At 49.5% G+C, this 23359-nt stretch carries 24 protein-coding genes; 14 read left to right on the top strand and 10 right to left on the bottom strand.

Annotation, left to right across the window (positions count from 1 at the left end):
• The first annotated feature begins 49 nt into the window (after positions 1-49).
• From potA to potD, 4 genes are all read left to right on the top strand, one after another.
• Positions 50-1165 carry a spermidine/putrescine ABC transporter ATP-binding protein PotA gene (potA, locus tag E2566_RS09865; protein ID WP_107170632.1) on the top strand — a complete coding sequence of 372 codons (1116 nt, stop codon included), beginning with the start codon at positions 50-52 and terminating at the stop codon, positions 1163-1165.
• The gene (gene potB, locus E2566_RS09860) at positions 1149-2009 is read left to right on the top strand and encodes a spermidine/putrescine ABC transporter permease PotB (RefSeq protein WP_107170633.1); all 861 of its coding nucleotides are present in this window, start codon (positions 1149-1151) and stop codon (positions 2007-2009) included. The genes potA and potB overlap by 17 nt, the downstream gene beginning before the upstream one ends.
• Positions 2006-2782 (top strand): spermidine/putrescine ABC transporter permease PotC, encoded by a 777-nt coding sequence (potC, locus tag E2566_RS09855; protein ID WP_107170634.1) that lies wholly within the window; start codon positions 2006-2008, stop codon positions 2780-2782. Before potB ends, potC begins: the two co-directional genes overlap by 4 nt.
• 84 nt (positions 2783-2866) lie before the next feature.
• Positions 2867-3910, top strand: coding sequence for a spermidine/putrescine ABC transporter substrate-binding protein PotD (gene potD, locus E2566_RS09850; RefSeq protein WP_107170635.1), 1044 nt, complete (start codon positions 2867-2869; stop codon positions 3908-3910).
• On the opposite strand, the gene E2566_RS09845 is transcribed toward potD, so the two are convergent.
• Positions 3907-4128 carry a hypothetical protein gene (locus tag E2566_RS09845; protein WP_133169877.1) on the bottom strand — a complete coding sequence of 74 codons (222 nt, stop codon included), beginning with the start codon at positions 4126-4128 and terminating at the stop codon, positions 3907-3909. The two genes, potD and E2566_RS09845, sit on opposite strands and share 4 nt — an antisense overlap.
• On the opposite strand from E2566_RS09845, the gene E2566_RS09840 reads away from it, so the two are divergent.
• Both E2566_RS09840 and E2566_RS09835 read left to right on the top strand, forming a co-directional pair.
• A complete protein-coding gene (locus E2566_RS09840) occupies positions 4108-4740 on the top strand; it encodes a YbhB/YbcL family Raf kinase inhibitor-like protein (protein WP_107170636.1) in 633 nt (210 codons plus the stop codon). The genes E2566_RS09845 and E2566_RS09840 overlap by 21 nt on opposite strands.
• A complete protein-coding gene (locus tag E2566_RS09835; RefSeq protein WP_107170637.1) occupies positions 4737-5603 on the top strand; it encodes an AraC family transcriptional regulator in 867 nt (288 codons plus the stop codon). The genes E2566_RS09840 and E2566_RS09835 overlap by 4 nt, the downstream gene beginning before the upstream one ends.
• Positions 5604-5720: 117 nt before the next feature.
• Here E2566_RS09835 and prc read toward each other — a convergent pair whose 3' ends face one another.
• The 3 genes from prc to E2566_RS09820 form a co-directional block, all read right to left on the bottom strand.
• Positions 5721-7736, bottom strand: a complete 2016-nt coding sequence (gene prc, locus E2566_RS09830; protein ID WP_107170638.1) for a carboxy terminal-processing peptidase — start codon at positions 7734-7736, stop codon at positions 5721-5723.
• Between the two features lie 19 nt (positions 7737-7755).
• The gene (gene proQ / locus E2566_RS09825; RefSeq protein ID WP_107170639.1) at positions 7756-8514 is read right to left on the bottom strand and encodes an RNA chaperone ProQ; all 759 of its coding nucleotides are present in this window, start codon (positions 8512-8514) and stop codon (positions 7756-7758) included.
• Positions 8515-8598: 84 nt separating this feature from the next.
• Positions 8599-9105 carry a GAF domain-containing protein gene (locus tag E2566_RS09820; RefSeq protein ID WP_107170640.1) on the bottom strand — a complete coding sequence of 169 codons (507 nt, stop codon included), beginning with the start codon at positions 9103-9105 and terminating at the stop codon, positions 8599-8601.
• Between the two features lie 293 nt (positions 9106-9398).
• Between E2566_RS09820 and yebS the strand changes: the two genes are divergently transcribed.
• From yebS to E2566_RS09795, 5 genes are all read left to right on the top strand, one after another.
• A complete protein-coding gene (yebS, locus tag E2566_RS09815) occupies positions 9399-10679 on the top strand; it encodes a membrane integrity lipid transport subunit YebS (RefSeq protein WP_107170641.1) in 1281 nt (426 codons plus the stop codon).
• A gap of 2 nt (positions 10680-10681) precedes the next feature.
• Entirely contained in the window at positions 10682-13324 is a 2643-nt protein-coding gene (locus E2566_RS09810; protein ID WP_107170642.1) for a PqiB family protein, read from the top strand.
• Positions 13325-13449: 125 nt separating this feature from the next.
• On the top strand, positions 13450-14904 hold the full coding sequence (gene rsmF, locus E2566_RS09805) for a 16S rRNA (cytosine(1407)-C(5))-methyltransferase RsmF (protein WP_107170643.1): 1455 nt from the start codon (positions 13450-13452) through the stop codon (positions 14902-14904).
• A gap of 125 nt (positions 14905-15029) precedes the next feature.
• On the top strand, positions 15030-15221 hold the full coding sequence (locus tag E2566_RS09800; RefSeq protein ID WP_014699780.1) for a YdfD/YebW family protein: 192 nt from the start codon (positions 15030-15032) through the stop codon (positions 15219-15221).
• 213 nt (positions 15222-15434) lie between these two features.
• Positions 15435-16556 carry an SEL1-like repeat protein gene (locus E2566_RS09795; protein WP_107170644.1) on the top strand — a complete coding sequence of 374 codons (1122 nt, stop codon included), beginning with the start codon at positions 15435-15437 and terminating at the stop codon, positions 16554-16556.
• A gap of 180 nt (positions 16557-16736) precedes the next feature.
• Here E2566_RS09795 and E2566_RS09790 read toward each other — a convergent pair whose 3' ends face one another.
• The gene (locus E2566_RS09790) at positions 16737-17432 is read right to left on the bottom strand and encodes an extensin-like domain-containing protein (RefSeq protein WP_107170645.1); all 696 of its coding nucleotides are present in this window, start codon (positions 17430-17432) and stop codon (positions 16737-16739) included.
• Between the two features lie 37 nt (positions 17433-17469).
• The gene (locus tag E2566_RS09785; RefSeq protein ID WP_107170646.1) at positions 17470-18537 is read right to left on the bottom strand and encodes a malate/lactate/ureidoglycolate dehydrogenase; all 1068 of its coding nucleotides are present in this window, start codon (positions 18535-18537) and stop codon (positions 17470-17472) included.
• A 204-nt stretch (positions 18538-18741) separates the two neighbouring features.
• Between E2566_RS09785 and E2566_RS09780 the strand changes: the two genes are divergently transcribed.
• Positions 18742-18969: a YdgH/BhsA/McbA-like domain containing protein gene (locus E2566_RS09780; protein WP_107170647.1), complete on the top strand. Its 228-nt coding sequence runs from the start codon at positions 18742-18744 to the stop codon at positions 18967-18969.
• Between the two features lie 267 nt (positions 18970-19236).
• Positions 19237-19728 (top strand): GNAT family N-acetyltransferase, encoded by a 492-nt coding sequence (locus E2566_RS09775; protein ID WP_107170648.1) that lies wholly within the window; start codon positions 19237-19239, stop codon positions 19726-19728.
• 186 nt (positions 19729-19914) lie between these two features.
• Here the strand turns inward: E2566_RS09775 and cspE are convergent, their stop codons facing one another.
• Positions 19915-20127: a transcription antiterminator/RNA stability regulator CspE gene (cspE, locus tag E2566_RS09770; RefSeq protein WP_005967874.1), complete on the bottom strand. Its 213-nt coding sequence runs from the start codon at positions 20125-20127 to the stop codon at positions 19915-19917.
• A gap of 605 nt (positions 20128-20732) precedes the next feature.
• Here cspE and E2566_RS09765 point away from each other — a divergent pair.
• Positions 20733-21326, top strand: a complete 594-nt coding sequence (locus tag E2566_RS09765; RefSeq protein ID WP_107170649.1) for a hypothetical protein — start codon at positions 20733-20735, stop codon at positions 21324-21326.
• Positions 21327-21381: 55 nt separating this feature from the next.
• On the opposite strand, the gene E2566_RS09760 is transcribed toward E2566_RS09765, so the two are convergent.
• The 3 genes from E2566_RS09760 to E2566_RS09750 form a co-directional block, all read right to left on the bottom strand.
• Positions 21382-21819 (bottom strand): hypothetical protein, encoded by a 438-nt coding sequence (locus E2566_RS09760; RefSeq protein ID WP_234256823.1) that lies wholly within the window; start codon positions 21817-21819, stop codon positions 21382-21384.
• 8 nt (positions 21820-21827) lie between these two features.
• Positions 21828-22193 carry an ankyrin repeat domain-containing protein gene (locus E2566_RS09755; protein ID WP_107170650.1) on the bottom strand — a complete coding sequence of 122 codons (366 nt, stop codon included), beginning with the start codon at positions 22191-22193 and terminating at the stop codon, positions 21828-21830.
• Between the two features lie 528 nt (positions 22194-22721).
• Positions 22722-23078, bottom strand: coding sequence for a YebY family protein (locus E2566_RS09750; protein ID WP_107170651.1), 357 nt, complete (start codon positions 23076-23078; stop codon positions 22722-22724).
• Positions 23079-23359: the final 281 nt, after the last annotated feature.

Genomic DNA, 23359 nt, shown 5'->3' with positions numbered 1-23359 from the left:
AACGGAAATGCCGTTGATCGGCCAAATCAGGAAATAGAGCCAGACCTTAATGAAAGAAAACTCCCTAACCGTGCCGGTCATTGAATTGATCAACGTCCACAAAGGTTTTGATGGCAAAGACATCATTTCACACTTTAATCTCACCATTAATGACGGTGAATTTTTAACGATCCTTGGGCCCTCCGGCTGCGGTAAAACCACCGTACTGCGCCTGATTGCCGGTCTGGAAACGGTCGATAGCGGCAATATCATGCTGGAAAAGCAGGACATTACCCATCAGCCCGCCGAGCAGCGGCACGTTAATACTGTATTTCAAAGCTATGCACTGTTTCCTCACCTCAGCGTGTTTGAAAACGTGGCGTTTGGCCTACGCATGCAGAAAACGCCTGCCGCGGAGATTACCCCACGCGTGATTGACGCGTTGAAAATGGTGCAGTTGGAAGAAATGGCACAGCGCCGCCCGCACCAGTTGTCCGGTGGCCAACAACAGCGTGTTGCCATCGCCCGCGCGGTCGTTAACCAGCCGAAAGTGCTGCTGCTGGACGAATCTCTGTCTGCACTCGATTACAAACTGCGTAAGCAGATGCAGAATGAACTGAAAGCGCTGCAACGTAAGCTGGGTATTACCTTCATTTTTGTCACACACGATCAGGAAGAAGCACTGACGATGTCCGATCGCATCGTGGTGATGCGCGACGGGCGGATCGAGCAAGATGGCACACCGCGTGAAATCTACGAAGAACCGAAAAATCTGTTCGTTGCCAGTTTCATCGGTGAAATCAATATCTTTGATGCCATCGCACTGGAACAACTGGACGAACAGCGGGTTCGCGCACAGGTTGAAGGCCACGAATGCATTATTACCGTCAGCGTCCCAGTCAACGTTGGCCAACACCTCAACGTGCTGCTGCGGCCGGAAGATTTACGCGTCGAAGAACTGGGTGATGACATGCAGGCGGAAGGAATGGTGGGTTACGTGCGCGAACGTAACTATAAAGGCATGACGCTGGAATCCAACATCGAGTTGGAAAATGGCAAGATGGTCATGGTTAGCGAGTTCTTTAACGAAGACGATCCCGACTTCGATCATTCACTCAACCAGAAAGTGGACGTCACCTGGGTGGAAAGTTGGGAGGTAGTCCTGCACGATGAAGACATCGCGTAAACGCTTTCAAAACACCATTATTGCCTTCATCGTTGCCTGGCTGGTGCTGTTTGTTTTCTTGCCCAACCTGATGATCATCGGAACCAGTTTTCTGACGCGCGATGACACCCACTTCGTCAGCCTGGTCTTTACGCTGGAAAACTACACGCGGCTGGCCGATCCACTTTATGCTTCAGTCCTGTTGCATTCGCTGAATATGGCCGTTATCGCCACGCTCTGCTGTCTGATCTTGGGCTATCCGTTCGCCTTTATTCTGGCACGCTTACCGCAAAAAGTTCAGCCATTGATGTTGTTTCTGCTGATTGTGCCATTTTGGACCAACTCGCTGATTCGCATTTACGGACTGAAAATTTTCCTTAGTACACGCGGCCATCTGAATGAGTTTCTGCTCTGGACGGGCTTGATTGATACACCGCTACGGATTATGTACACCTCCGAAGCCGTTATTCTCGGGCTGATTTATATCCTGCTGCCTTTCATGGTGCTACCGCTTTACTCCAGTATTGAAAAACTCGATAAATCCTATCTTGAAGCCGCACGCGATCTGGGTGCCAATAAATGGCAAACCTTCATTCGCGTGGTGATCCCGCTAACCATGCCGGGAATTATCGCCGGATGTCTGCTGGTGCTGCTGCCTGCCATGGGATTGTTCTTCGTTGCCGATCTGATGGGCGGAGCCAAGAATTTGCTGATCGGTAACGTGATTAAAAGCCAGTTTCTTAATATCCGCGATTGGCCGTTTGGTGCCGCCACTAGCATCTGTCTGACGCTGGTCATGGGCGTGCTGCTGTTTATCTACTACCGTACAGCCCGCCTGCTGAATAAAAAGGGAGAGCTGGAATGATCGGACGCTTAATCCGCGGTGGATTTATGTCCATCATTTACGCTTACCTGTACATTCCGATCGTTATTCTGATCGTGAACTCCTTTAATCAGGCGCGCTTCGGCATCAACTGGCAGGGATTTACGCTGGACTGGTATCGACTGCTGATGAACAATGACAGCCTGCTTCAGGCCGCGCAGCATTCGCTGACCATGGCGGTGTTTTCCGCGACGTTCGCCACACTGATGGGTTCTCTAACGGCCGTCGCGCTGTATCGCTATCGTTTTCGTGGCAAGCCTTTTGTCGGCGGCATGCTGTTCGTGGTGATGATGTCGCCGGATATCGTGATGGCAATTTCGCTGCTGGTACTCTTCATGCTGTTGGGCATATCGCTCGGGTTCTGGTCGTTGCTGTTTTCCCACATCACGTTCTGCCTACCCTTTGTGGTAGTAACCGTCTACTCGCGTCTGAAAGGTTTCGACGTGCGGATGCTGGAAGCGGCGCGCGACTTAGGGGCCAGTGAAGTGATTATTCTGCGCAAAATTATTCTGCCACTGGCGATGCCAGCCGTCGCGGCCAGTTGGCTGCTCAGTTTCACGCTGTCGATGGACGACGTGGTGGTCTCTTCGTTTGTCACCGGCCCCGCGTATGAAATTCTGCCGTTGAAGATTTACTCGATGGTGAAGGTTGGCGTATCCCCTGAAGTCAATGCGCTGGCAACGATTTTGCTCATTCTGTCGCTTGTACTGGTGCTCAGTAGCCAACTGATTTTACGCGACCGCACCGGAAAATAAGATTGCAACTCGCATGATAACTACCGTTATTTCATATCTGCTGATACCAGCAGGTATTTCCTTTGGGACTAGGAGGTAAACATAATGAAAAAGTGGCCACACCTACTGGCAACCTGCGCGCTGGCGTTTGGTATCAACACCGCTAATGCCAACGACGGCAAAACGCTCTATTTTTATAACTGGACCGAATATGTACCGCCGGGCCTGCTGGAACAGTTCACCAAAGAAACGGGCATCAAGGTAATTTACTCCACCTATGAATCCAACGAGAGTATGTATGCCAAGCTGAAAACCTATAAGGACGGTGCCTACGATCTGGTTGTGCCATCGACCTATTTCATCTCCAAGATGAGTAAAGAAGGCATGCTGCAAAAAATTGATACCAGCAAACTTAGTAACTTCCATAATCTCGATCCGAACCTGCTGCACAAGTCCTTCGATCCGAACAATGACTACTCCATTCCCTATATCTGGGGCGCAACAGCGATAGGTATTAATCATGAAATGATTGACCCCGCCAGCGTCACCGGTTGGGCCGATCTGTGGGATAAGAAATATAAAGACAGCCTGCTACTAACGGATGATGCACGCGAGGTATTCCAGATCGCCCTGCGTAAACTGGGTTACTCCGCGAACACCACCGATCCCAAAGAGATTGAGGCGGCGTATAAAGAACTGCAAACCCTGATGCCAAATGTACTGACGTTCAACTCGGACAACCCTGGTAACCCGTTCATTGAGGGTGAGGTTAATCTGGGTATGGTATGGAACGGTTCTGCCTATGTGGCGCGTCAGGCGGGCACACCGCTGGATGTTATCTGGCCCAAAGAAGGCGGCATCTTCTGGATGGACAGCCTGGCAATTCCAGCCAACGCAAAGAATGTTGACGGTGCGATGAAGTTGATCGACTTCCTACTGCGCCCGGAAGTGGCGGCTCAGGTTGCAGAAACCATCGGCTATCCAACGCCAAATCTGGCTGCGAAGAAATTACTGCCTCCTGAAGTGTCAGGTGACAAAACGTTGTATCCAGACGATGAAACCATTGCCAAAGGCGAATGGCAGAACGACGTTGGCAGCGCCAGCACGCTATACGAAACCTATTTCCAACAGCTAAAAGCCGGCCGTTAATCACACGCGCTATCGTGATGTGCATCGGCTAAATCACAGTGGCTTCCCTTATCGGAAGCCATTTTTTTAGCGATGATATCTAAAGCACTCAAATTGACAGCTAAAAGCATTATCGTGACGGCATTAGGAAAATAATTACATGCAACTTCTCCTATAATAACACCATACTCATCAGAACCACGATAAGGAGCACCATCATGCTGCAACTCTCCAGCCACAGTTTTCAGGACGGCGAAACTATCCCAGGCGAATTTGCCTTTGCTATACCGGATGCAAACAGCCGCATTGCGCTGTCTTCTAACCACAATCCCCATCTTGTCTGGCAGGGCACTCCCGCAGGGACACAGTCTTTCGTGTTGATCTGCCACGACCCGGATGTACCTAGCCGCGGTGACGATGTGAATCAGGAAGGCCGTGAGGTAAGCGCTTCTCTGCCGCGCGTCGATTTCTACCATTGGCTATTGCTGGATATTCCCGCCAGCGTCAGCGAAATTGCCGCCGCCTCGCATTCCAATACCATCACTCCTCGTGGGAAAGCAGGCCCAAACGCCCCCGCAGGGCTCCGGCACGGCATCAATGATTACACCGCCTGGTTCGCCGCCGACGAACAAATGAAAGGCAATTACTATGGTTATGATGGCCCTTGCCCGCCGTGGAACGATGCGATCGTCCATCATTATATTTTCACACTTTACGCCCTCGCGACGTCTTCTTTAGCGATAGAAGGTGAGATCAACGGGACAAGTGTCCGTGCCGCGCTCGCTAACGCGCCCGTATTGGCTGAAGCCAAACTCACCGGGCTGTATACGTTGAATCCTCAATTGCTATGAGTGTGACCGCTTTACGCCCTGCTTCTCCGTCTCTCATTGCAGAGGCGGACTGGCGTTTGCCATCAGGCCAGCCGCTACAGCGGTATGGCCTGTGTGCATTAGCACAACCTCATCTACGCGCCCCCCAGCAGACAACGCGTTTTCATTTTTATGAAGCCACGCTTCTGCTGGTTCTCTCCGGCCAACTAACCATTCTCGAACAAAACAAAACGACGATTGTCGACACGCCGTCTCAGCTTTGTCTGATTACGCCTGACGCAAGCGCCGATCTGGCGAAAACGCCCGGCGGTCGTGACTCCGCTTTCCGGTCGATCTTTCTGACGTTTTCATCCACGCTTCTGACGCGTTTTTATCTCCGCTATCCTGATGAACACGTTCCTGCGCAACCCCCATCCCCCTTCACGATTTTCACGTTGGATGACGATCTCACCAGCACATTACAGCATCTGGTTGAAGGGATTACCGGCAACACGCTCAATGAATCGCGTCTAGAGCTCCGGTTGATGGACATGCTGCTGGTGTTATCAGAGCGAGGATATCGTTTTGGCGTGCCGCCACAGCCAGGCGTTTCTACCCAGCTACGCGCGCTTATCAGTGAAGAGCCGGAGCGCCACTGGACGGCACAGTCAGCGGGGCGTTTGCTGGCTATGAGTGAAGCTACGTTACGCCGAAGGCTATCCGCCGAGCAGACGCGCTTTGAAGTATTGTTGCTAGAGACACGGATGCAGCACGCGATGATGTTGGTACAGACGACGTCATGGAGCATGCAACGTTTGGCTGAAGCCTGCGGGTATAAATCCTCTGCGCGTTTTTCCGAACGGTTTAAAAACCGTTTTGGCTGTTCACCCACCAAAATTCGTTAATCCGTCATCGACGAGACAACACCATCACCGGCAACATCCAAAACAAAGCGCCCTGTCAGATAGACCAACAGGGCGCTAAGCAACAACTCAAAATATAATCAGAACAACGTTGGCATATTACTCTTTCTGTTCTTGCGCCAAATCGTGAGCGATTTTCACCGTTTCATCCAGATAAGGATCGGGTGCCTGATAATCTTTCGGCAAATCGTCCAGCGATTTGAGTGGCTTCTTGCCTTCTCGCACGAGCCGATCGTTAATCCGGTTCAGACGCAACGCTTCATCATCGTCATTCTCTTTCTCACGCTGGGCAAGATTGAGCGAGACGAAATTGCGCTTATCCTTCATCGCGTTGTAGCGGGCAATATCCTGAGCAACAAACTGGAACTCGGGATCTTTGGCGATACGCTCCTGATGATGTTCATTCAGTTTGCTAATCAACGCCTTCAGATCGCCGCTCTTGATGTAGTTGGCTGCTTTAATGCTATCCCACGGTAACGCGTTATCTTCGAACTTCTCGCCGGTATCTACCGTTTCGGTGCCCGTTGGCATCATCACATCTGGCGTCACGCCTTTCATCTGAGTACTACCGCCGTCAATACGATAGAACTTCTGAATCGTGTACTGCACGGAACCCAACGCAGGCCAGTCAGGGCGCAGCATCTGATCGTAAATCCGATTCAGCGAGCGATACTGCTGTACGGTGCCTTTACCAAACGTCGGTTCACCCACGATCAGTGCACGACCGTAATCCTGCATCGCCGCCGCGAAGATCTCGGAAGCGGAAGCACTGAAACGGTCAACCAACACCACCAGCGGGCCTTTGTAATACACAATGCCGTCGGTATCGCTGTCTTCGCGCACCTTGCCATTATTATCGCGTACCTGAACGACAGGGCCGCTTGGGATAAACAGACCGGAAAGCCCTACTGCTTCCGTCAGCGCACCGCCGCCGTTCGTCCGCAAGTCAATCACGATGCTGCTGACGTTCTGTTTTTCCAGTTTCTGGAGCTGAACTTTTACGTCATCCGTCAGACCGACATAGAAACCTGGGATATCCAACACGCCGACTTTATCTTTGCCAACCGTCTTGACGGACATTTTAACTGCGCGATCTTCAAGGCGGATACGTTCACGCGTCAGCGTGACAATACGGGTTTTCGTCCCTTTACCTGCGGGCAGAATCTCCAAACGCACCTTACTGCCTTTCGGCCCTTTAATCAGCGCAACGACATCATCCAGACGCCAGCCGATAACATCTACCATTGGCTTACCGCTTTGGCCTACGCCAACCACGCGGTCACCGACAGTAATATTTTTGCTCTTCGCTGCGGGGCCACCGGGCACCATGGAATTAATCATGGTGTAGTCATCATCCATCTGCAACACGGCACCAATCCCTTCGAGCGATAGGCTCATTTCGGTATTGAATTGCTCGGTGTTACGCGGTGACAGGTAGCTGGTATGCGGGTCAATTTCACGCGCAAAGGCGTTCATGACCAGTTGGAAAACATCTTCGCTGTTGCTCTGCGCCAAACGACGAATCGCAAACTGGTAACGCTTGGTCAGCGTCTCTTTGATGTCTTTATCATCTTTACCCGTCAGCTTTAGGCTGAGCCAGTCATATTTCACCTTGGCATCCCACAGGCGGTTAAGTTCCCCTGCGTTCTGCGGCCAAGGCGCTTTGCTACGATCGAGCTCAAACGTATCATTACCCGTCAGATCGACCGGTTTTTCCAGCAGCGACAGTGCATATTGAAAACGCTCAAACCGACGCTTCTGCGCCAGATTGTACAACGCGTACGGAACATCCAGTTGACCGGATTTCAGCGCGTCGCCCAATTGGGCTTTTTGCCCGGAAAACTGCGCCACATCAGAGGCCAGCAGCACATTGTGGCTGTAGTCCAGCATGTTGAGGTAGCGGTTAAAAATTTTCTCAGAGAACTGCGCATCCAGCATAAACTGGCGATAATGCGAACGCAGGAAACGTGAGGCCACCCTGTCGCTTACGGTGGCATGTTGAGGCTCCTGATGTAGCTGAGGGATCTGCTCAACACGCGTAATGTTTTCATTTGCAAAACTAGAGCCCGCCAGCAGTAAACCTGCAATGGCGGTTATTCTGACTAAGTTGTTCATGCCCAGGTTGGCCTCCGTATCAGAACTGCAAGTGTTCTGCGCGTACAATCATTGCCAGTCCAGAAGCCAATTGTACTCTGACTTCGCCTTTGGCAATTTCAAGCACGGTGGCATCCATGGCATCTTTGCCGGCTCTGACTTTGATTTCCTGACCGATTTGCAGTTTGGAAACATCCGTAACCGCAACCCGCTGACGCTCATTGCTGGCAGGCTTTGCCTGACGCGGCTGAGCATTCGCTGATTGCTGAGAAGAGGACTGAGATTGGCCGGAAGAAGACTGGCGTGGTTTACGCGGTGCATGGTTTTGAGACGCAGGGTTTCGAGATGCATCGTTTGAAGCATCGCGACGCGGCGCACGTCTCTGAGCAGGACGAGGTGTACGCGCTGCATCTGCCGTTTCTCCGGCTGCTTCACGTTTTTTCGCCTGCTGCTCAGCACGCTGAGCTTGAACTCGCGCTTTCGCTTCTTCCAACTGCGTGCGAGCATGATCAACATGCTGCTGTTCCAACTCGCCACACGGGTTACCATCCAGATCTACACGTTGAGCACCCAATTTTACACCGTATAGATACCGCCAGCTTGAAGTATAAAGACGCAGCGCAGAGCGTAATTGCGTCTTACTGACGTTATCGGATTCCGGTACACGCTCAACAAGATCTTGAAAAATACCGATTTTTAACGGACGTGTTTCACCTTCAGTGGTGAAACAAAGCGGGAACCGCTCTGCCAAAAAGGCGATGACTTCTTTACTACTGTTCAACTTAGGTTGATTTTCCATGAAATTTCCTGATTACAACGGGTTTGCCAACCGGCGCAGGCATGAACAGGCGTCATTATAATGACGCCATCGGCAATTGCCACGTTAACCTTGTCTCAACGAGAGAGAATTGATGAATGTCATCACATCGCTCGCTTCCAGTTGAGCACAAAGTACGCTCACTACGGCCTTCAGCCCTTCTTCATCATCCGCGTCAAAACGTTGATAAAGGGTACTGTCAATATCCAGAACGCCAATCCGTTGCCCATTAACGACAAGCGGTAGCACGATTTCAGCATTACTCGCGGCATCACAGGCGATATGACCGGGGAACGCATGAACATCATCCACACGCTGAATGCGATTTTCAGCTATCGCCGTACCGCACACACCTTTGCCAACTGGAATACGTACACAGGCAACCTTACCCTGAAACGGTCCCAGGAAAAGCGTGTCGTTATCCAACAGGTAAAACCCTGCCCAGTTAACCCCATCCAAACGCTCAAACAGCAGCGCACTACTGTTTGACAAAATCGTAATAAAACGGTTTTCATCCGCAATAAGCGATGACATATCGCGAATGAGATCCTGATAAAACGCTTGTTTATTCATACTTGTTTATTCATAAAGTCTATCGTTGTCTTTTCGAAACAGTGCGGACAATTCCCACACAGGCTGCATTAGCATCGGCTACAGAATGCCATAAGATGAGCGCCTTCGCGCGAAGAATCATCCGCTTTACGGTATCGTTGTCATGCATATCGTGCTATTTCCATCTGCAAAATAACATCGGTCAGCAATCATATCCTTTTATGAATTTATCATTCAGTTACACTGAGTCGCTGTGAATACGTTATCCATTAGTAATAACGGGGTTCGATACCTTCTACCGGATCGCAGGAAAGATGAAAATACATAATATAACCAGCCCTGCGCCGTTTTCTTCTCCCCGCCCACCGCTAAGCAGTGGCGCAAAAAGTACCGCGTCCGCCATAGACCGCTATCACCGCTGCCCGGAATGCGATGCTGTTTTTACGCTACCCCAGTTGAAGCGGAACCAGACAGCAAACTGTCCACGCTGTGATGCCAAAGTCAGTTCAGGCAGAGACTGGACCATTTCTCGCCTTGCTGCAATGGCCGTCGCCATGCTGGTACTCATGCCTTTTGCCTTCACTGAACCGTTGATCAGCATTCGTCTGTTGGGTGTCACGATTAATGCCAGCCTGTTTGAAGGTATTTGGCAAATCACCCGACAAGGACACCCGCTCACGGCAAGTATGGTCGCCTTTTGTACCGTTGGCGCACCGCTAACGTTAGTTTTTTCGCTGTTATACCTGTTTTTTGCCCCCCGAATCGGTATGAACCTGCGCCCTATTCTGCTCATGTTGCAACGGCTAAAAGAGTGGATGATGCTGGATATCTATCTGGTTGGTATGGCCGTCGCCGCAATCAAAGTCCGTGAATTCGCAGATGTTCAGGCGGGTATCGGGCTCGTTGCCTTTCTGGCGCTGATGATCTTAAGCCTGTTGACGTTGATCCACTTAAATACCGATCAGCTTTGGCAGCGGTTTTATCCGCGCCTGAGGCCGCTCATCTCTCCAGATCGCTACCGAATCTGCCTTTCCTGCCATTTCACCAGTTCGCCCGACAACCGTGGGCGTTGCCCCCGTTGCCATATTCCGCTTCGTTTACGCCAGCGTCAGAGCTTGCAGAAATCCTGGGCGGCGCTGATTGCCTCTATAATTTTACTGTTACCCGCCAACCTGTTGCCCATATCAATTATTTATGTCAACGGTGCACGCACGGAGGATACGATCTTTTCCGGTATTCTTTCGCTTGCATCAGGCAATATTCCGATCGCAATGGTGGTTTTCATCGCCAGTATTCTGGTGCCGTTTACTAAGGTTATAGTGCTGTTCGGCCTGCTGGTTAGCATTCATGTCCAGTCGGAAGGCAATATAATGATGCGCATGAAGCTGCTGCGTGTTATCCGTTGGATCGGCCGCTGGTCCATGCTCGATTTATTTGTGATTGCCCTGACGATGTCGCTCGTCAACCGCGATCAACTACTCGCTTTCACCATGGGGCCTGCTGCTTTTTACTTTGGCGCGGCGGTGATTCTCACTATCCTTGCCGTTGAATGGCTGGATAGCCGACTGATGTGGGACAACACTGATGTGGAATAACAATGCAAGATAATACGCCTGGGACACCAACCGAAGCTACCGTGAAAAACAAGCGCCGTCTGTCGCCATTTTGGCTGCTGCCGTTGATTGCGCTGATGATTGCCGGTTGGCTGATTTACACCAATCAGCAGGAGCGCGGCGCGACGGTTACCATTGATTTCGTCTCTGCCGACGGGATTGTCGCCGGACGTACGCCTGTGCGCTATCAAGGTGTCGAAGTCGGTACCGTACAAAATATCAAGCTGAGCGAAGACCTGCGCACCATACAGGTCGAAGCCAGCATCAAAAGCGATATGAAGGAAGCGTTGCGCAGCGGTACGCAATTCTGGTTGGTCACACCCAAGGCCTCTCTCGCCGGGGTTTCAGGACTAGATGCGCTGGTGGGCGGTAACTACATCGGCATGATGCCCGGTTCCGGCGAGGCGCAAGAACACTTTTCTGCGCTGGATACCCAGCCCAAATACCGCGTTAACACCGGAGAATTGCTGATTCATCTTCACGCTGACGATCTCGGCTCGTTGAATACCGGCTCGCTGGTTTACTACCGTAAAATTCCGGTGGGGAAAGTTTACGATTATACCGTTTCTCAGGATCGTCGCGGCGTGATGATTGACGTCCTGATTGAACGCCGTTTCACCCATCTGGTGAAAAAGAATAGCCGTTTCTGGAATGTATCCGGCTTTAATGCCGACATCAGCGTCAGCGGCGCAAAAATTGAGATGGAGAATCTGGCGGCGCTGGTCAACGGGGCAATTGCCTTCGATTCGCCAGAAGAGAGCGAGGATGCGGGCGCCGAGCAATCCTATCGTCTCTATCCCGATCTGGCGCAGAGTCAACGTGGAGTGAAAATCACGCTAGATTTACCCTCCGGTGACAGCTTATCCGAAGGCCGAACCCCTCTGATGTACCAAGGGTTGGAAGTCGGCACGTTGAACAAAATTATCTTAAACCCGGACGACGGCAAGGTCAGCGGGGAGCTGATCATCGATCCTTCCGTGGTGTCGTTGATGCGCGAAGGTACACGTATTGAACTCAGCAAACCCCAACTTTCGCTCAGCGACCTGAATGTGTCTCGCCTGCTAAGCGGCCCAACGCTGACATTACTCCCCGGCGAAGGCGAACCGCGCCAGCATTTTACTGTATTGGATAGTGGGCAGCAGCAGCTCGCCCAGCCCGGAGCACTTTCTATTCAGCTCACCGCCGCACAAAGCTATGGTATTGATAGCGGTCAACCCGTGCTACTGCACGGTGTACAAGTTGGTCAGGTCGTGAAACGCACACTGGATGAACAAGGTGTCAGCTTCATTCTGGTGATCGAGCCACGTTATCGCCAGCTATTGCACCGCGACAGCAAATTCATCGTTAACAGTCGCGTGAATGTGAAGATGGGGTTGGATGGGATTCAAGTGTTGGGTGCCAGTGCACAAGAATGGGTCAGCGGCGGCATTCAGGTTTTACCCGGTAGTAAGGGAGAGATTCAGGCACGTTACCCGCTGTTCAGCGATCTCGAAAAAGCCGAAGAAGGTATTCGCGGTGCCACCCCCTCGCCTACCCTCACCCTGGTAACCGACAGTCTACCGGATATTCAGGACGGCTCTATCGTGCTGTATCGTAAATTCCAGGTAGGTGAAATCATGCGGGTGCGACCCAAGGCGGATACCTTTGAAGTTGAGGTTTATATCCGTCCAGAACATCGCAAACTGTTGACAGAAAACAGCGTGTTTTGGGCTGAAGGTGGAGCCCGTGTGCAGTTGAATACCTCGGGTCTGACCGTGCAAGCTTCCCCGCTGAATCGGGCGCTTAAGGGGGCGATCAGCTTTGATAATCTGGAAGGCGCGCCGGAAATCAAAGGCGGAAAACGCATCCTGTACAACAACGAAACGGCGGCGCGCGCCGTGGGCAGCCGCATCATTCTGCGCACCTACGACGCCAGTAAACTCGCACCGGGTATGCCGATCCGCTATCTGGGCATCGATATCGGCCAGTTGGATTCGCTGAAGCTGTCCGAACAACGCAACGACGTATTGGTGCAGGCGGTGCTCTACCCTGAATACGTGCGTAATTTTGCCCGTTCTGGAACGCGCTTTTCCGTCGTCACGCCGGAAATTTCTGCTGCGGGTGTAAATCATCTGGAGACGCTATTCCAACCTTATATTAACGTCGAACCGGGCAATGGCAGCGTAACGCGTAATTTTGAGCTTCAGCAGGCGACTATCTCTGATTCACGCTATCAGGACGGCTTGAATATCAGCGTTGATGCACCGGAAGCCGGCGCATTGCAGGTTGGTACGCCGGTTCTGTTCCGCGGTATTGAAGTCGGTACCGTCACTGGGCTGTCGCTAGGCCCTTTGTCGGATCGCATCGCCGTTTCGCTGCGCATCAGTAAACGCTATCAACATCTGGTACGCGATAATTCCGTCTTCTGGCAAGCTTCTGGCTACAATCTGGAATTCGGACTGGTTGGCGGCGTTATTAAGAGTGGAACCTTCCAGCAGTTTATTCGCGGCGGTATCGCTTTCGCCACGCCGCCTAGCACACCACTCGCGCCGAAGGCTCAGGAAGGGAAGCATTTCTTGCTGAGAAACGAAGAACCTAAAGAGTGGCGGCAATGGGGTACGGCGATCCCAACTCCCCCGGATAATTAACGTTCAGCACCTAACAGGGCGGCGATAGTCGCCCTGTCGTTTTCACGCTATCGATGCAAGATCCGTGTTACACTTCGCCACTTCTTTCCCCTCGTTTTACTGAATAACCGGTACGGAACCACGTCGTGGCAAAATTTACCCCAGCCAATCTGCCTGCTGAATTTCTCGACACAATGCGGGACATTATGCCTTCATCGCTTTCGATGGAGGATTTCGTTGCCGCCTGCCAGCGTCCGCTGCGCCGGAGCATCCGCGTCAATACGTTAAAAATCAGCGTCGATGCCTTTCTACAGCTCGTGCAACCTTATGGCTGGCAGCTTGAGCCGATTCCCTGGTGTCAGGAAGGTTTCTGGCTGCTGAATGCGGAAGAGGAAAACACGCGGCTCGGCAATACATTGGAGCACCTGAGCGGACTCTTCTACATTCAGGAAGCCAGCTCCATGCTGCCCGTCAGCGCCCTGTTTCATCGTAATGATGCATTGGGGACGCTTTTGGATGTGGCCGCTGCGCCGGGTTCCAAGACGACGCAGATCGCAGCACGACTGAATAACGAAGGCGCCATTGTTGCCAACGAATACTCGGCAAGCCGGGTAAAAGTGCTACATGCTAACATCAGCCGCTGCGGCGTCAGCAATACCGCGATTACGCACTTCGATGGGCGTGTTTTCGGCGCGGCGCTGCCAGAATATTTTGATGCGATACTGCTGGATGCCCCGTGTTCAGGTGAAGGCGTGGTGCGTAAAGATCCGGCGGCGATGAGCCACTGGTCGCAAGAGAGTATTCTCGACATTGCGGCTACGCAGCGCGACCTGATTCTGAGTGCGTTCCATGCCCTAAAGCCCGGCGGCGTGATGATTTATTCCACTTGTACGCTGAATCGGCAGGAAAACCAGCAGGTTTGTCATTGGTTACAGGCACAATTCCCTGATGCCTGCGAGTTTGAGTCATTAGACGATCTCTTCACCGACGCCAAACGCGCGACAACGGAAGAAGGCTTCCTGCACGTCTTCCCGCAGATTTATGACAGTGAAGGCTTCTTTGTTGCCCGTTTACGTAAAACTGCTAGCGTACCACCACTGCCACGTCCGAGTTATAAAGTCGGCAAATTCCCGTTCTCTCCCGTCACACACAAAGATCGTGTGTTACTTACAGAGGCCGCGCGTAAACAGGGTATTCACTGGGATGAGGAGCAACTTCAACTATGGCAGCGTGATAGCGAGATTTGGCTTTTTCCTACGGCACTTGCCTCCGCTTTTGGCAATATCAAATTCTCACGCATTGGTATTAAGCTCGCCGAACGCTTCCCCAAAGGCTTCCGCTGGCAGCATGAAGCGGTTGTGGCATTGGCCGATCCAAATGCGGACAATGCCTACGCGCTGAATGACCGTATCGCCTGTGAGTGGTTTCAGGGTAAAGACAGCTACCCAGACCCGCTTCCTACTGCGGATGAGCTGATTTTAACTTACCAGAATACGCCCGTTGGCCTGGCAAAACGCATCAGCAGCCGGATAAAAAACAGCCTACCTCGCGATTTAGTTCGGGATGGTGCTTCTTCCGCACAGCCTCTTGCTAATGAATAAATGCGCTTTCTGCATCAGGTGGCGATAAAACCACCTGATGAACCGCTCATCCGCCCTTTTCTTACTGATTCTCATCTACAATTACCCTGACAGATAGAGAAACTCAGTAATATCTGGAGAGCGACATGTTTGCGTTAGTGATATTCGTTTGTTATCTCGGGCATGGCTGTGACGATTTGGTCGTCGGTGCCTACAACACCGAAGCGCAGTGTCTACAAGCGATGGACGAACAGCGTCTGCGTCGGGCTGGCTGCTTCCCCATTGAAGAGTATATTGATGGCTTCTGGGTTCCTGCCCAAGAGTACGCTGATTTCTAATCCTCTCTCTGCGTATTCTCATCGGCACTCGCGGCCAATCCTTCATCTGATTATCAATTCCTATAATTGCGCCTAAACCCTGTCAGTTATTTGATTATCTTAGTGTTTAGGTTCAGTATTCACCCCGCTCCGCATGCCCAACCAGGGAAATTATGCGGCGTTGCTTATCAATCAGGATACCTACTTTAATAACTCTCACGTGACGGATTACACATGACATTGTTATCAATACCTTCATTATTCTTGTCAACGACGCTCATATGCGCCTTCTACACCACACCTGCGTTTTCGAGCAAATTTGACAACAAAACATTCGATGAAGTACAAACCGTAGCCAATCAAAATGATGCCGAAGCACAGAACGCATTAGGCGATATGTATTACGATGGCTCTGGCGTAAAACAAGATTATCAGCAGGCAATCAGCTGGTATCAAAAAGCCGCCGCGCAAAACAATCCTGAAGCCCAATACAGCCTGGGTTATATGTTTGCTAACGGAGAAAGCGTCCAACAAGATTATGCTCAAGCGGTTGTCTGGTACACCAAAGCCGCCGAACAAGGTTATGCATGGGCGCAAACCAATCTGGCAGATTTATATGATACCGGTGAAGGGGTTCAGCAAGATTATGCCCAAGCTCTGATCTGGTATACCAAAGCGGCGGAACAGGGAAGTACCTACGCACAAACCAATCTGGCTTATTTGTATGATAAGGGTAACGGCGTTCAGCAAGATTATGCCAAAGCCCTTGCCTTGTACACCAAAGCGGCGGAAAAAGGGAATGCCCGCGCACAAACCAATCTGGCTTATTTATATGAAACAGGGAACGGCGTTCAGCAAGATTATGCCAAAGCCCTTTCCTGGTATACCAAAGCGGCGGAAAAGGGAAATGTCCGCGCACAAACCAATTTGGGTTTATTGTATGAATCTGGAAAAGGTGTTCCACAAGATTATGCTCAAGCCCTAATATGGTATACCAAGGCAGCAAAGCAAGGGGATGCTGATGCACAAACAGATTTGGGGTATTTATATGATACCGGAAAAGGTATTGCGCGAGATCGTACCCAAGCAATAGCCTGGTATCAAAAAGCCGCTGAACAAGGCCAAGTCCATGCGCAATACAATCTGGGTCTCGCTTATAACAATGGTAACGGCGTTAAGAAAGATCACGCCCAAGCCGTAGCGTGGTACACCAAAGCTGCCGAACAAAATCTACCGGATGCACAATATAATCTGGGTCTGATGTATTATGAGGGAAAAGGTGTTCCTCAAGATAATACGTTAGCCCACACCTGGCTTTCTATTGCATTGGCAAACGGAAAAAATGAAGCATACTAGTCAGTTATGACTCTTACTTTGAAAATGAAGCCTGAAGAACTACTGGAGTCACATAATAAACTCACCGAGTTTAGAAAAAAATTCTCAATACCTGACCCCGTGATTTCCTAACGGCTCATCGCTACATATCGATCAGGGCGGTGGTATTACCGCCCTCACCTCATTTTCAACGTCACCTTTCTATCGGCATACGCCAAAACCACGCATACCAAAGTGAAAGTGATTAGCATGTGCGGCATTATATTCCGGCCCCAGAGCATTACCGAAAAAATGGCAACTCTCCCTGAATGTAGTACGCAAATAACTGCCGCGTTCATCCATGGCCGACCACTGGCTCAGGACGCTAACCTGTCGACCATCAGAGAGCCGAAAAGCGGCGATATCCCATGCGTCCGCCGTCGCATGTTCACTCAGACGCCCTTCTGGCCTGTGATACACATTGCGGCAGGCGTAGCTGCCCATATGGTCGATACGCGCCAACGATGTGCCAAGAGCTTGCGCCTGCGGCACCGCAACCTGCGTCACAAACATGGTGCTACTCAACGCTAATGGACAACTGGCGAGAAAACTGGAACTCAGCGTGACCGCACCAAAACGTTGAACCCGAACGGGAGACATTACCGGACATTGCCCACTGATGTCATTGGCCTCGGCGAATCTCAGTCGTCCGTTTTCCTGTGCCTGCTTTAACACCGCCAAACAGGCATCAGGGTCGCTGGCGACAGACTTCATTTTCAATCGGGTAATAAACGTGGGCGGGTCATCGACAGATAGCGGAGAAAAAGGATCGTAACCGGGTGGAAGCTGGCGTTGAATCCAGGGCGACAAGGCAATTAGCGCCCCCAGCATCACAGCAAATATCAACCATCTCCGCATTAGCATTGCCCCGGTTATTTTCTTCTCCTGAACAATATTATGCTATTAATGCGAATTCGGCCGGACTCATCCCCAGTGATATCCCCGCCTCCGCGATTTTCTGCCACTCCTGATCGGACAGATAAATACCGTCAGCATGACGTTGCGCCTGAGACAACTTTTCTGGCTCGCCCGCGATTAAGATAGGCTGTGTCGGATCGGGAGCGGTTGAAGAACGGACGTAATCCAGCATGGCATCATATTCTTTTTGCAACCACGCCATGGAAACCATGCTGGTGGGATCGATGACAATCGTCGTCATATTATTCACTATCGCCCCCTGACGTGTATTCTCCGGCTGAATAGTTCCGCCACCGGAAAGCAGCCCCGCCAACATTTCAGCCGCTAAAATCAACCCGCCACCTTTATGTTTCGCAATCGGCTTCAATGCCCCGTGTTTTTCGCCTTCCCACATGACTTTCGGATCGTTAGTGGAAACACCGTTGCAATCGAGCATCACCTCTTCATCAAACGTTTTACCTGCCAGGTACGCAACGCGGGTTTTCCCCAGCGCCACCACGCTGGTGGCAAAATCCAGAACAAAAGCCGCATTGTGCTCTGTTGGCGGGAATGCAATACAGATCGGGTTTGTTCCGAAGCGCGCTTCACTGCCACACCAGGGAGCCACGATCGGGTCGAGATCGTTAACATTGACAAAGTGTATCGAAACAAGCCCGGCGTCCGCCGCCATTTCCCCATAGGTGCCGATGCGTCCTAGGTGACAGGTCGACGACAGGGTCATTAAACACACGCCTGTCGTTTTCACCCGCTCAATGGCCGCTTGCATCGCTTCTTTACCCGTACGCTGACCAAAGCCACGATCGCCGGTAAATTGCAGTACAGCTCCACTGTCACGGAGTAAACGCGCCGGAGTGTTCGGATGCATAATCCCTTTTCCGATGAACGCCACATAGTGCGGCAACATCCCTACGCCATGGCTGTCATGCCCTTTTAAGTTAGCGGTCACAAGGTGTTCAGTGACAATACGGGCTTCATTTTTTTCACATCCTGCTTTCTGCAATACGACTTGCACTGTCGCCATCAGACGATTGACTGAAATCTGCATATCCCTTCCTTTCATCCACTGATTGATTATTCACAGGATTTATCCTACTGCGGAACCGGAATGAATGGCATAGCAAATAAAGAACAGTATTTTTGAAAAAGAAAAGCAAATCTCTCTGATATTCATTTCAATCGAGGAGGAATATCATTCAACACATCAAGTAAAAACGCCTAATCAGCCAAATAAAACGTGAAGGAATGAACCATGAAAAGCATCAAAAATTTTATCGCAGTTATCGCACTCTCTACCTTGTCCTTCGGTGCGTTTGCCGCTCAAGAAATCGCGACCGTTTCCATCAGCGGTGCAAAAACGTTGGATTCTTTCGAAGCTCAGGTCGCTCAAAAAGCCCAAAAGGCAGGCGCGTCATCATATCGCATCGTTTCTGCTACCGGTCACGATCGGTTACACGGGACCGCTATTCTGTATAAATAATTCATACCAGACGTCAGGGAGCCTCAGGGCTCCTCTGTCGTATTTTGCTCAGCAACGGGGTTGCCAAGCTTTCTACACTTCATCTCATAATGCATTTGTTAATACGGCAAGTATTATCAGAAAGATATTTATTTTTAGTTTCAATCATTAAATAAATACTGTAGCTTCATTCCAGAAGAAGCAATTCAGTTTATCGTTGAAAAATAGCGGATTTTTCTTCCTACCGGATACAATAAAAAATATTCATATAATAAAGGGAGAGGAGTGATGTCCGTTCGCTATGCTACCGCTGATGAAGCTGAACGTTTATGGCTAATTAGGAATGAGGCAATACGTTCAGGATGTCAGGAAGTTTATGATAATGAAACCATCATGGCATTCACACCCGATACTATGCCTGAAGGGTATCGACATGCCATCACTAATAACCCCTTTTTCGTCATTGACGACGCAATACTTTCCCTCCCTGTCGCAACAGGCTTTCTTGATATAACAAATAATAGTGTTGAAGCTATTTTTACCTTGCCGAACTACCAGAATAAAGGACTCGCTACAAAAATTCTGGATGCGATAAAAAGTGAAGCAAAAACGCGTGGAATAACAGCGCTAACATTGTCCTCAACCCCTAATGCTGTCGTATTTTACCAAGCGAATGGATTTAGCGTTGATAAACACGGAGAATACTACTCTGGATCTGCCAAGAGATATCTCCCCTGTGTTGAAATGTCGCTCGATATGGGCCTATATCACATATCCTAAGGTGGATTAAATCATAGTGATGAGGTCTCAGCGGCAGAAAGTCGCAAATCATAATGATTTATAAACAAAAAACCCCAGCTTTACGCTAGGGTTTTTGGGTGCTTTTCTTGGCCGCTCCGGTTCAAACCATCATCGCTATCGCAAGAGAAACATTAATTCAATTTGGCTTATTACAGCGCAACTTGATTACAGTGCAACAACGTTGCCAGCTGATGGGCCTTTCTGACCATTTTCAATGGTGAACTCAACCTTTTGGCCTTCGTCCAGCGTTTTGAAATCGTTGCTCTGAATAGCAGAGAAATGTACGAATACATCTTTGCTACCGTTGTCAGGAGTAATGAAACCGAAACCTTTACCAGCGTCAAACCATTTTACTAAACCAGTCATTTTGTTAGACATAGAAATTACCTTAATTTTTTATAGCGCCTTCCGGCAAATAGGGCCTGTGCACAGAATTTAATTAGCAACAATAAGGAGGCTCAAAAGAAGGGATATCTATGGATAACACTTTGAAATGAGAACTGCTTTACTAAACTGCTTTTTAGGTCTGCGAATCAAACCGACGAGCTATTAACGCACGTATAAAAATCTTTAGCAAGCATTTATTTTAAAAGCGTTTAAAAGACACGGCACCAGACGCTGAACCGCGATAATCATGAAAATAAGCGGATGTTTTATCAGCAGCCAAGAGGATTTTTATCGTTTATTTAGTTTGCCATAGCCTAATTATCCCCATCCCTCTGCCTCTGCGACACACTCCTGTTCGTTTCCACTCACGATGACATCAACTGTCCCTCTTATTTCCGATTGAAAGCGCATTGCACTCACTCCAGAGTAAACACTCTAGATTATTAATCTTAGCGGGTATATCGCGTACTGCTTGCTCCTATTACATTCACCACTCAAAGGTAGTGACTGTCTGAATATCCGCGGTTATCTGAGCTTTGTATGGTACTGTTGTCATTGGAGAACTTAAAAATTTCCTGTCCTAGAGAGGGATTTAGATGTTTGGCTGGCGTAAAAAAGAGTACGAGAATAACTATATCAAGCTATTGCTCAATATTCCGTCGCCCCCGACTGAATGGCATCCCAGAGTAGAGATTGCTGTTGGAGGATTAACAGAGATCGGTTTTTCTCATCGACAAAACCATCTGTTACTGGTCATATCCTCCTCAGGACGAGGAGTGTTCAACTGTATTACTGGCGAAAAGGTTGCCAGAGACGTTGAGGAATACGGGAGCTGGTACGATCCCATCAATTTAACCTGTAAAGGCATAGGTCCATTAGCCGATGAGGATATTTCCATTGCCGGACTATGTGGCGGCGGATTGCCAATGTGTAATCAATATGGTGAAACATTGGTACGGGCCGCACCAGAATGGCCCCTTGAAGTCCTAATCTGGTGTCCACCAAGTAAAGATGCGTTATGCATAGGTCATCAGGAGGGGTGCCTTAAACTGCTTTCCGACCATTTCCGTTGTACGGGATTTTCATGGAATGGTGAATTCATCATTTCCGCTACGAGTAGTGATATTACTGTATGGCACAGAAAGCCATCGTTTAGCCAGAGTACTACCGCTGTACCAGCTCAAACATAGCGGCTAGTTGACTACTACAGTTTGAACTGACCGCATATTCTTCGTACCGCTACAGCTAATGGTTAGTTAAGCTTTCTTTTACCTTTGTCACACAACGAGGAACCATCAACTCTCTGAGTGTACCCCTTATATCATCGTCATATTGTCGATTAGGAGGGCGATGATCTTGACGGAATGATTCGGCAATCTTAGCCGATGTAACAATATACTCCGACTCATCAATACCAAAATCTGAAAGGCTAAAACCGCGTTCTTTGAAACTGGATACCTCTTCATTAACAATTGCCAGCACATCTCTGTCCGTTGATCCCGCCTTGTCCGTAATATTCCACTCAGTCAGGCAGATTTCATGTGCAGCTTGGCTGGTATCATTAATGGCAGCAAACGATACTAATGGTAAAGCCAGTACTAACATAATGATGTTGCGCATTTTAACGTCAATCTCTTTGAAATAAAAAGGCTCGCTAAAGCGAGCCTGGAAATGGTTTTTCATTTGCGACGTTAAAGTCTTAGCTCCTTGCCGCCGTTCTTTATCAAGATGTCTGCTATATCCTGATTGCCGTTAGCTATAGTCACCACTAAAGGACTGTATCCGCTGTCATTAACAGCATTAACATCTGCCCCTTTTTCCAGAAGAAATATAGCCATTTCTTTGTTACCAATCATTCCCGCTAAATGCAGCGGAGTGAACCCAGCGCCAGTCTTTGAATTGATTAACTCAGGATTCTTATTGATTAATTGGATCGCTTCTTTATTTGATGTTTTTGACCAAATTAAATCCGCTAATCTTTGGTCTTCAGTCAAATCGGAAGCGCAGGCAGAAAAGGACAACAAAATAGCAACAACAAACGATAAAACCGATTTCATACACACTCCAGTGTTCACTCATCCATAAATAGAATGCCAATGATACCAGCGTTATGTTGCTAATAGTTATCTGTTAATTTACACAGCGAGCACAGTAGAAGCGGCATCGCTTTAATAAAAAACCGCACTAGTGGCAGGTTTCTGCCGCTTGCGGATACGGCCAGTTCGCGGACATCTGGATACTCGGGGGGAAGAAATACACCTATCTATAAAAGGCCGTATATTAAATTTCGTGGGTTTTTCGTGTATTTTCGCGCCACCTAAAATAAACCATTAAAAATCAACAATTTAAAAAAAAGACCGAATACGATTCCTGTATTCGGTCTAGGGAAATGGCTCTTGGGAGAGCCGTGCGCTAAAAGTTGGCATTTATACAAGCTGCACTAGCCTTGTACCTTAAGCGTAGCCAACTCCACCGCGTTTTCCAGCGTCACCCCGTTCGTAATTATCACAAATGGAACAGATTTCACACTTTATCTTAACCAGATGGAAGTAATTAGTTAACATTAAATAGGTAAATCAATCACTTCATGGCTTACCATCTGGCAAGCATAATTGCTCTGCTCGCTCGATAAATGGCTGAAGGCTTTTCTTCTGTCCGGGATGCTTAGGATCGTCCAGCCAAATCACGTCTATCGGTTGTGCACTTACCTGCCCGGACTTCATCTGCTCAATGGCGATATCGTTTAGCGGATATTGCATCAGCGTCCCTGTATGTAAGGCGTACAGCGCATTGCCAGGGCGACAAATCAGTTGAACTTCTTCGCGAGTAAAAGCCCAGCGTTCGCCATATTCCAGCCGGCTGATATTTGCCAGTTTGGCGGCAGCAAAAGCATTCGCAGAAAGTGAGGTAAGCACGATAGATAGCAAAAGTTTCTTCATCATGGTATTCCCGACATGCGTATTCAGACAATGATGTATGTGAGTTTTACAGCCTTATCCAGATCACAGAAAGACAGCATCAAACCTTATAAAACATAAAGTTGTATATCACTACTAGCGCGATCATAGCGACAGAGAGGGATGAAGTCGAGCGCGAAGCAAAGAATAAAATCGGCTGAGAGAGATAAGCAGGAAGATCGTTTGAGGAAAGAAATAGCGGGATAAAAAGAACATTATCCCGCGTTATTCAAATGCGTATTAACCGACAGAGGCGTCGATTGTCA

This window comes from Pectobacterium punjabense (assembly GCF_012427845.1).
Lineage (GTDB): Bacteria > Pseudomonadota > Gammaproteobacteria > Enterobacterales > Enterobacteriaceae > Pectobacterium > Pectobacterium punjabense.
Note: the sequence above shows the minus strand (reverse complement) of the source record. Positions and strands in the feature narration are given on the sequence as shown.